The 9,145-nt window shown below is 72.4% G+C and carries 8 protein-coding genes, 1 rRNA gene and 1 pseudogene; 8 read left to right on the top strand and 2 right to left on the bottom strand.

Annotated features, from left to right (window positions below):
* The 3 genes and pseudogenes from rrf to ACZ6BB_RS15720 form a co-directional block, all read left to right on the top strand.
* Nucleotides 1–93: ribosomal RNA gene (gene rrf / locus ACZ6BB_RS15730) — 5S ribosomal RNA — on the top strand; the annotation flags it as partial.
* A gap of 260 nt (nt 94–353) precedes the next feature.
* Nucleotides 354–989 (top strand): annotated as a pseudogene (locus tag ACZ6BB_RS15725) (tetratricopeptide repeat protein); the annotation flags it as partial.
* A gap of 609 nt (nt 990–1,598) precedes the next feature.
* Complete coding sequence (locus ACZ6BB_RS15720) at nt 1,599–2,513, top strand: tetratricopeptide repeat protein (RefSeq protein WP_471615749.1); 915 nt, start codon at nt 1,599–1,601, stop codon at nt 2,511–2,513.
* Nucleotides 2,514–2,592: 79 nt separating this feature from the next.
* On the opposite strand, the gene ACZ6BB_RS15715 is transcribed toward ACZ6BB_RS15720, so the two are convergent.
* Nucleotides 2,593–3,885 carry a DUF1015 family protein gene (locus ACZ6BB_RS15715; protein WP_471615726.1) on the bottom strand — a complete coding sequence of 431 codons (1,293 nt, stop codon included), beginning with the start codon at nt 3,883–3,885 and terminating at the stop codon, nt 2,593–2,595.
* Between the two features lie 182 nt (nt 3,886–4,067).
* Here ACZ6BB_RS15715 and ACZ6BB_RS15710 point away from each other — a divergent pair, with 182 nt between their 5' ends.
* From ACZ6BB_RS15710 to ACZ6BB_RS15695, 4 genes are all read left to right on the top strand, one after another.
* The gene (locus ACZ6BB_RS15710) at nt 4,068–5,096 is read left to right on the top strand and encodes an HAD hydrolase-like protein (protein ID WP_471615725.1); all 1,029 of its coding nucleotides are present in this window, start codon (nt 4,068–4,070) and stop codon (nt 5,094–5,096) included.
* 208 nt (nt 5,097–5,304) lie between these two features.
* Nucleotides 5,305–6,348, top strand: a complete 1,044-nt coding sequence (locus tag ACZ6BB_RS15705; RefSeq protein ID WP_471615724.1) for a FecCD family ABC transporter permease — start codon at nt 5,305–5,307, stop codon at nt 6,346–6,348.
* Nucleotides 6,349–6,455: 107 nt separating this feature from the next.
* On the top strand, nt 6,456–7,478 hold the full coding sequence (locus tag ACZ6BB_RS15700; RefSeq protein ID WP_471615748.1) for a FecCD family ABC transporter permease: 1,023 nt from the start codon (nt 6,456–6,458) through the stop codon (nt 7,476–7,478).
* Between the two features lie 77 nt (nt 7,479–7,555).
* Nucleotides 7,556–8,440, top strand: coding sequence for an ABC transporter ATP-binding protein (locus ACZ6BB_RS15695; protein WP_471615723.1), 885 nt, complete (start codon nt 7,556–7,558; stop codon nt 8,438–8,440).
* On the opposite strand, the gene ACZ6BB_RS15690 is transcribed toward ACZ6BB_RS15695, so the two are convergent.
* Nucleotides 8,424–8,771: an SCP2 sterol-binding domain-containing protein gene (locus ACZ6BB_RS15690; RefSeq protein WP_471615722.1), complete on the bottom strand. Its 348-nt coding sequence runs from the start codon at nt 8,769–8,771 to the stop codon at nt 8,424–8,426. The genes ACZ6BB_RS15695 and ACZ6BB_RS15690 overlap by 17 nt on opposite strands.
* 42 nt (nt 8,772–8,813) lie before the next feature.
* On the opposite strand from ACZ6BB_RS15690, the gene ACZ6BB_RS15685 reads away from it, so the two are divergent.
* Complete coding sequence (locus ACZ6BB_RS15685) at nt 8,814–9,140, top strand: hypothetical protein (protein ID WP_471615721.1); 327 nt, start codon at nt 8,814–8,816, stop codon at nt 9,138–9,140.
* Nucleotides 9,141–9,145: the final 5 nt, after the last annotated feature.

The raw sequence follows: 9,145 nt of genomic DNA, 5'->3' as shown, positions 1-9,145 counted from the left end.
ACGCCCGGTTACATTCCGAACCCGGAAGCTAAGCCTTACAGCGCCGATGGTACTGCAGGGGGGACCCTGTGGGAGAGTAGGACGCCGCCGAACAATCTTTGAAGGACCCCTGGTCACCAGCGTACAGCTGGGACCAGGGGTCCTTTTTTGTTTTTCCGGAGCGCGCCGAGTATTCGGCTGCGCGAGAATGACTTGCGGTACCGAAGACAGGAGTCACCATGTCCACCAACTCTCCCGACGATCGACCGGAGCGCGACCAGCAGCGACGGGACAGTGGTGATCGTGGTGGCTATCGCGGTGGGGCGCGTCCGACCAACGACCGGCGGGACAACGACCGTGGCGGCTACGGTCGTCGGGACGACCGTCGTCCCGACGACCGACGTGGTGACGACCGTCGCAGTGACGATCGCGGTGACCGTGGCGGTTTCCGGCGCGATGACCGCCGGGACGACCGTGGTGGCTTCCGTCGAGACGACAACCGCGGTGAGCAGCGCGGCAGCGGCGGTGGCTTCCGGGGACGGGACGACCGTGGGCCTCGCCCCGCGTTCCGGCGCGACGACCGCCCTGCGGGTGCGGGTCCGCGTCGTGACGACCGCGATCGCGACCGTGGCTTCCGCCGCGACGGTGACCGGCCGGCCTTCCGTCGCGACGACCGCCGGGACGACCGCCGGGACGACCGGCGTGACGAGCGTCGTGGTGATGACCGTGGCGGGTTCGCGCGTCGCGACGATCGTCCCGCGTTCCGCCGTGACGACCGTCGTGACGACCGGCGGGACAGCGGGGACCGTGGGGGCTTCCGGCGGGATGACCGCGGGGGCAGTGACCGGCCGGCCTTCCGTCGCGACGACCGTCGGGACGACCGCGGGGGCAGTGACCGGCCGGCCTTCCGTCGGGACGACCGTCCCGCGCGTCCCGAGCGTCGTGAGGGTGACCGTCCTTCGTACCGTCGTGACGACGACCGTGGTGGGTTCCGTCGTGACGACAGCCGTGGCGGGGAGCGCGGCGGTGGCTTCCGCCGAGACGACAACCGTGGTGGCGACAGTCGCGGTGGCGACCGCACCGGCGGCTTCCGCGGACGCGACGACCGAGGCCGCGACGACCGGCGCGGCGACGACCGGGGTGGCCGTCCGCCGTTCCGGCGGGATGACCGGCGTGACGACTTCCGGCGGGACGACCGCGGGGGCAGTGACCGGCCGGCCTTCCGTCGCGACGACCGTCGGGACGACCGTCCCGCGCGTCCCGAGCGTCGTGAGGGTGACCGTCCCTCCTACCGTCGTGACGACGACCGTCCCTCCTACCGTCGTGACGACGACCGTGGTGGGTTCCGTCGTGACGACAGCCGTGGCGGGGAGCGCGGCGGTGGCTTCCGCCGAGACGACAACCGTGGTGGCGACAGCCGCGGTGGCGACCGCACCGGCGGCTTCCGCGGACGCGACGACCGAGGCCGCGACGACCGGCGCGGCGGTCCTCGTCGGGACGATCGTGGAGGCCGCCCCGGCGGGTTCCGTGACCGGGACGACCGACGGGGCGGCGACGACCGACGCGGTGGCGGCCGGTTCCGTGACGAGCGGGACCGGGACCGGGAGCCGATCAAACGGCTGCCGATCCCGGAGGACGTCACCGGCGAGGAGATCGACAAGGACGTACGGCAGGAGCTGCAGAGCCTGCCCAAGACGCTCGCCGACGATGTCGCCAAGAACCTCGTGATGGTCGCGAGGCTCATCGACGAGGACCCGGAGGGCGCGTACGGCTACTCCCGGGTGGCTCTGCGGCTGGCGTCGCGTGTCGCCGCCGTGCGCGAGGCGGCCGGCTTCGCCGCGTACGCCACCCAGAAGTACAGCGAGGCGCTCGCCGAGTTCCGGGCGGCCCGGCGCATGACCGGCAACGTCGACCTGTGGCCCGTCATGGCCGACTGCGAGCGTGGTCTCGGGCGGCCCGAGAAGGCGCTGGACATGGCCGGGGCCCCCGAGGTTCACAAGCTGGACAAGGCCGGTCAGGTCGAGATGCGGCTCGTGGCGGCCGGTGCGCGGCGCGACATGGAGCAGCTCGACGCGGCCATCGTGACCCTGCAGAGCCCGGAGCTGGCCTCCAGCTCCATCCAGCCGTGGACCGCGCGTCTGCGGTACGCGTACGCCGACGCGCTGCTCGCGGCCGGACGTGAGGGCGAGGCGCGGGAGTGGTTCGCGAAGGCCGTCGAGGCCGACAAGGACGGCAGCACGGACGCGTCGGACCGGCTCGCCGAGATGGACGGTGTCGAGTTCGTCGACGCCCTCGGTGACGAAGAGGGCGGGAACGGGTCCGAGGGCGACGAGGCGTCACAGAGCGTCTCCGCCCTGGACGACGAGGCCGACGAGGCCGTCGATGCCCGCCAGGACGACAGCCTGGACAGCGGCGGCGACGAGGACGATGTCACCGACGAGGACCTGAAGGACGACGTGTCCGGCGACGTCATCACTGTCCAGGACGACGAGAACGACGAGAACGACCAGCACGACCAGCATGACAAGGACTGACGTCCGGCGGTGACTGTGAAAGGGCGGGACCCCGTACTGACGGGGTCCCGCCCTTTCGTATGCCGTTGTCCCGGGGCCCTCAGAGGTCCAGCGCGCGCAGTACCAGCCCCGACGCCGGTTTCGGGCCGAACGACGTGGACTTGCGGGGCATGGTGACGCCCTGGCGGGCGAGGTCGCGTACGACCTCCTCGCGGACCGGGTGCATCAGGACGGCCGTACCGCCGTCGCGTTCGGCCTTCTCGACGGTCGCGGCGGTGTCGTGGATGTAGGCGACGTGGGCCGGTGAGTCCTCGGGGATACGCCAGACGTGGTCGAGGAGGGTCGCGTGCAGGACCGTCGCGTCGAGGGTGCGCCAGGCGGCCGGGCGGTCGGCGGGGATCGTACGGGCGAGCAGGTCCGGGTCCGGGCGGTCGGCGAGGTGGAACGAGCCGTCGCCCGCGAGGAGGAAGGCGTTGCCGGCGGCGGCCGCTTCCGCCAGGGCTTCCAGTGCCTCGGGGAGCGGGGCGTCCAGTCGGCGTACGCGGAACCGGCCGTCCAGGGCGGCGAGCGCGTCGGAGAGCGGGAGCCGGTGCAGGAGGCGGTGGATCGCGCGGACGCGGAGCGGGTAGCGGGCGGTGTCCACGAGGAGGACCAGGCCGTAGTCCCAGGGGCTGGGGGACGGGTGCTCCGCGCGGAGCCGCAGGTAGGTCGCCCAGCGGTGGTGGCCGTCGGCTATCAGGGCCTGATGGTGGGCGAGGTCCGACTGGATCTCCGCGAGGTCGGCGGGGTCGGTGACCGCCCACAGACGGTGGCTGAAGCCGTCCTCCGTGGTCGTGGCGAGGAGCGGGGCCCGTTCCGCCGTCCGCTCGACCACGGCCGTCGCCCCGCCCGCGGCACCGTCGCCCCGGTAGGTGAGCAGCAGGGGCTCCATGTTGGTGGAGGTGGCGCGCATCAGGGCCGCGCGGTCCGCGATCACGTGGGGGATGACGTCCTCGTGCGGGAGGACCACTCCGGCGTCCGCCTCCGACAGGCGCAGGGCGCCTATGAGGCCGCGCTGGAGGATGCTGCCGTCCGCCTGCTCGTAGACATAGAGGCCGGGCTCGCTGTCGGGGGCGAGGACGCCGTCGGCGAGCCAGCGGCGCAGGGTGTCCGCCGCCTGTTCGTCGCGGGCGGCGGGTGTTCTGGCCTGGGGGAGTATCAGGCGGACGATGTTGTACGGATCGGCGGATTCGAGATGGAGCAGACCGTCCGGCCGTACGACGACGTCGTACGGCGGTGATGTCACGGCGGCCAGGCTGCCGACCCGGTCGGGGTCGTAGCGAAGCCCCCGGAACGGGGTCAGTTCGAGGCCGCTGCGCGCCGGGGTCTCCTCCGCGGGACCTGCGTAGTTCATTGATGCATCGTATGGGTGTCGGTGCGGTGAGGGATGATCGGGGAAAGTGACCTGACCGAATTGTTGACCCACCGGGGGATCGCCCGGGCAGCACCGGGAGATTCCCGGGAGGCCGCGGGACGATCGGCCCGCCACCCACGGGTGACCGGCCGGCCGGTGGACCGAGCGAGGAGCGGAGTGCGATGAGCCGGACAGTCAGGACGCGGCCCGACGGCAGTGGGCGGGCCCTGAGCGAGGCGTACGACACGGCGCTGCTCGATCTCGACGGGGTGGTGTACGCGGGCGGCAGTGCGATCGCGTACGCCGTGGAGTCCCTGGGGACGGCGCGCGCGGGCGGGATGCATCTGGCGTACGTCACCAACAACGCGCTGCGGACGCCCGACACCGTGGCCGCGCACCTCACCGCGCTCGGCATACCGACCGTGGCGGGTGATGTCATCACCTCGGCGCAGGCGGTCGCCCGGCTGATCAGCGAGCAGCTGCCCGCGGGTGCGCGGGTGCTGGTCATCGGCGGCGAGGGGCTGAGGGTGGCCCTGCGTGAGCGAGGTCTGGAGCCGGTCGAGTCGGCGGACGACGATCCGGCGGCCGTGGTACAGGGGTTCGGCGGGCCCGATCTGCCCTGGGGGCGGTTCGCGGAGGCCAGCTACGCCATCGCGCGCGGGGTGCCGTGGTTCGCGTCCAACACCGATCTGACGATCCCGAGTGCGCGGGGCATCGCGCCGGGCAACGGGGCGGCCGTGCAGGTCGTGCGGATCGCGACCGGGGCCGAGCCGCAGGTGGCGGGCAAGCCGTTGCCCCCGATGCACCGGGAGACGATCCTGCGGACCGGTGCGGAGCGGCCGTTGGTGGTCGGGGACCGGCTGGACACCGACATCGAGGGCGCGTTCAACGGCGAGGTCGACTCGCTTCTCGTGCTAACCGGCGTGACCGACGGCGCACAGCTGCTGGCCGCGCCCCCGCAGCACCGGCCCACCTATGTCGACGCCGATCTGCGGGGCATGCTCACCGGGCAGCCGGAGGTCGTCGAGGCGGGCGCGGGCTTCCGCTGTGGTGGGTGGACGGCGACGGCCGGTGCGGAGCGGCTGGAACTGGACGGTGAGGGCGAGGCCCTGGACGGGCTGCGAGCGCTGTGCGCGGCGGCCTGGACGGCTGCCGGAGAGGGCTCGTGCGAGCTGGACGGGGGGAAGGCGCTGGCCCGGCTGGGGCTGTGAGTGCCCGGTGCCCCGGTACTCGGCGGTCACGAGGATTCGCCCGTCTGGTGCGGGGCACCCTCCGTACGACCTGAGGGGCATCTTCCCTATGACCTGAGGGAAGCCTCCTCCGTACGACCGGAGGGGCATCCTCTGGGACGGCCCTCGCGCCCGGTCGCGTCCGCGGACGCGACCGAGGCGGAAAGGGAGGATAGGCTAACCTAACCGGGTGTTGGTCGACAGTCCTCCTGAACCGAGCGCGGAGACCGCCCCCGCGCCATCGAACCGCCGGGCGGTACGAGCCGTCGGGCTCCTCGTGTCCCTCCTGATCCTCGTCGTTGTCGCCCTGGCGAGTATCGCGATCGGTGCGAAGGAGCTGTCCTTCGGGCAGGTCTGGCACGGGTTGTTCGAGGACACGGGGACGTACGGGGACGCCGTCGTCGGGGAACGGATCTCGCGCACCCTGCTCGGACTCCTCGCGGGCGCCGCGCTGGGGCTCGCGGGGGCCGTCCTGCAGGCGCTCACCCGCAACCCGCTGGCCGACCCGGGACTGCTCGGCATCAACGCGGGCGCGTCCGCCGCTGTCGTCACCGCCATCACCTACTTCGGCGTCACGTCGCTGAGCGGGTACGTGTGGTTCGCGTTCGTCGGCGCCGCCGCCGTCGGGGCGCTGGTCTGGTTCCTCGGCGGCAGCCGCGGCGCGACACCCGTACGGCTCGCGCTCGCGGGCACGGCCGTCAGCGCCGCCCTCTACGGTTATCTGCAGGCCGTGATGATCATGGACGGTGCGGCGCTCTCCAAGATGCGGTTCTGGACGGTCGGTTCGCTCGCGTCGGCGACCGACGAGACGATCACGCAGGTGCTGCCGTTCCTGGCCGTCGGCACGGTCGTCGCCCTGCTGCTCGCCCGGCCGCTGAACGCGGTGGCCATGGGCGACGACACCGCTCGCGCGCTCGGCGCCGACCTCAACCGCACCCGGGTGCTCTCCATGGCCGCCGCCACCATGCTGTGCGGCGCCGCGACCGCCGCCTGCGGGCCGATCGTGTTCGTCGGGCTGATGGTCCCGCACGCCGTGCGCTCCTTCACCGGGCCCGACCTGCGCTGGATCCTGCCGTACGCGACCGTCCTGTCGCCCGTGCTGCTCCTCGGCGCCGATGTCGTCGGCCGCATGGTGGTACGGCCCGCGGAGCTGCAGGTCGGCATCGTCACCGCGATCCTCGGCGGGCCGGTCTTCATCTTTCTCGTACGACGGCGGAGGACGGCGCAGCTGTGAAGACGCAGACCAAGAGGAAGCCGCAGGGCACGAAGAACCCGCAGGGCGAGAGGAACACGCAGGGCGCGAGGGAGACAGGGGGCGGCAGGCCCGCCGGGCGCGACCGCGTGGTCCGCACCCCCGGTGGGCTGTCGCTCCGGCTGGACGCGCGGGCGTGCGCGGTCGTCGCGCTGCTGCTGTTGGCGGCGCTCACCGCGAGCGTCGTCCTGATCGGGACCGGAGACTTTCCCATCCCGGCCGGCGACGTCCTGAGGACGCTCCTCGGCAACGGCGACCCCGGCCAGGAGTTCATCGTCCAGGAACTGCGGCTGCCGAGGGTCCTGGTGGGGCTCCTCGTGGGGGCCTCGCTCGGGCTCGGCGGGGCGCTGTTCCAGTCCGTCTCCCGCAATCCGCTCGGCAGCCCGGACGTGCTCGGCCTCTCGCAGGGCGCCACCGCCGGCGCGCTGGTCGTCATCGTGCTGTTCTCCGGCAGCGCGAACCAGGTCGCCCTCGGCGCGCTCGCCGGCGGACTGGTCACCGGCCTCGCGATCTACGTCCTGGCGTGGAAGCGGGGCGTGCACGGCTACCGCCTCGTGCTGGTCGGCATCGGTGTCTCCGCGATCGTCACGGCGGTCAACGGCTATCTGATCACCAAGGCAGACCTCGTCGACGCGGCCCGTGCGGTCGTGTGGATGACCGGCTCCCTCAACGGCCGTGACTGGGCCCAGGTCTGGCCGCTGCTGATCATGTGCGCCCTCCTCGTGCCGCTGGTGCTCGGCAACGCGCGGGGGCTGCGGATGACGGAGATGGGCGACGACGTGTCGTACGCGCTCGGGGTGAGCGTCGAGCGCGTACGGCTGCTGCTGATGGTGTCGGCCGTGCTGCTCACCGCCGGGGCCACCGCGGCCGCCGGACCGGTGAGCTTCGTCGCCCTCACCGCGCCCCAGCTCGCCAAGCGGCTCACCCGCTCGCCCGGCCCGAACCTGGTGGCCGCGATGTGCATGGGCGCGACCCTGCTGATCGTCGCCGACCTGGCCTCGCAGCGGGCCTTCGGCGCCGACCAGCTGCCCGTCGGCGTCGTCACCGGCGTGCTCGGCGGTGTCTATCTGCTGTGGCTGCTGGTCACCGAGCGCAAGGCCGGACGCATATGAGGCCGGACGCGTATGAGGCCGGGCGCGTATGAGGCCAGACGCGTATGAGGCCGGGCGCACATGAACGCCGGGCGCACATGAACGAGAACGACCGCGCGTCGGCGCACGCGAACGACAAGAGGAGCACCGTGAACCGCCTGTCCGCCGAGAACGTCACCCTCGCCTACGACCAGCGGGTCATCGCCGAGCAGCTGTCGGTGGAGATACCCGACCACTCGTTCACCGTGATCGTCGGTCCCAACGCCTGCGGCAAGTCCACGCTGCTGCGGGCCCTGTCCCGGATGCTGAAGCCGTCCCAGGGGCGGGTGCTGCTGGACGGGCAGGTCATCCAGTCGATGCCCGCCAAGAAGGTGGCCCGGACGCTCGGCCTGCTCCCGCAGTCGTCGATCGCGCCCGACGGCATCACCGTCGGCGACCTGGTGGGCCGGGGCCGGTACCCGCACCAGGGGCTGCTGCGGCAGTGGTCCGCCGAGGACGAGCGGATCGTGCGCGAGTCGATGGAGTCGACCGGGGTCGCCGAACTGGCCGACAGGTACGTCGACGAGCTGTCCGGCGGTCAGCGCCAGCGGGTCTGGATCGCCATGGCGCTGGCCCAGCAGACCCCGCTGCTGCTGCTCGACGAACCGACGACCTTCCTGGACATCCAGCACCAGATCGACGTGCTCGACCTGTGCGCCGAACTCCACGAGGAACAGGGCCGCACCCTGGTCGCGGTGCTCCACGACCTCAACCACGCCGCCCGCTACGCCACCCACCTCATCGCCCTGCGCGACGGCTCGGTGATCGCCGAGGGCGCACCCTCCGAGATCGTCACGGCCGAGCTGGTCGAGGAGGTGTTCGGGCTGCGCTGTCAGGTCATCGACGACCCGGAGACGGGGACACCGCTGGTGGTGCCCGCGGCACGCGGGGCACGGGCCGGCGCCGGGCGGATCGTACGGGCGACCGCTACAGCAGCTTCCTGAGCTGGAGCAGGTCCCGGAAGCCCGCCTCCAGCTTCACCCGTCCCGCACCCCAGGCCTTGGCGAAGTTCAGCTCGCCGGCGACGAGGGCCACCAGGTCGTCGCCCGTCATGGCGAGCCGGATCTGGGCCTTCTCGGCCGGCGGGCCCTGAAGGGTGTCGTGCACCTCGATGCGTCCGTCACGCATCCGGCCCACGAAGGTGACGTCGAGATCCTTGACGTGGCAGCTCACCGAGCGGTCGAGGGCCGTCGCCTCGCCCACGTGTCCCTGGGCGCCTGCCATGTTGTCCGAAAGCTTTTCGAGTGCGGCGCGGCACTCCTCAATCGTTGCCATCGCGGTCGACGGTACCCCAGAGCTTCGCGGTAGCGTCTGGGCATGAGCGACTCTTTGCCCGAGGTCGAGGCCGGGTCGGAAGCAGCGGTTCCGGCGGCGGGCGAGTCCGTCCCCCAGCCGGAGCCCCGGGTCGCCGAACCCGGGGACGACCCCGCCGGCCCGGCCCCGCTGAACGTGCCCCGCACCGCCACCGGCCACCCCGAGGTCGACGCCGCCCTGGAGCGGCTGGCCGACGCCGACCACCTCGCGACCGACGGCCATGGGGAGGTGTACGAGGATGTACACCGGGGGCTGCGCGACGCGCTCACCGCGCTCGACGCCCGCCCGGGACCTCCGGTGCCCCCACGGACATACGAGAGCAGGAGCTGAACCCA

The sequence above is a fragment of the Streptomyces sp. NPDC041108 genome (assembly GCF_055592645.1).
The sequence above is the reverse complement of the archived record's forward strand: the minus strand, read 5'-3'. Positions and strand labels throughout refer to the sequence as shown.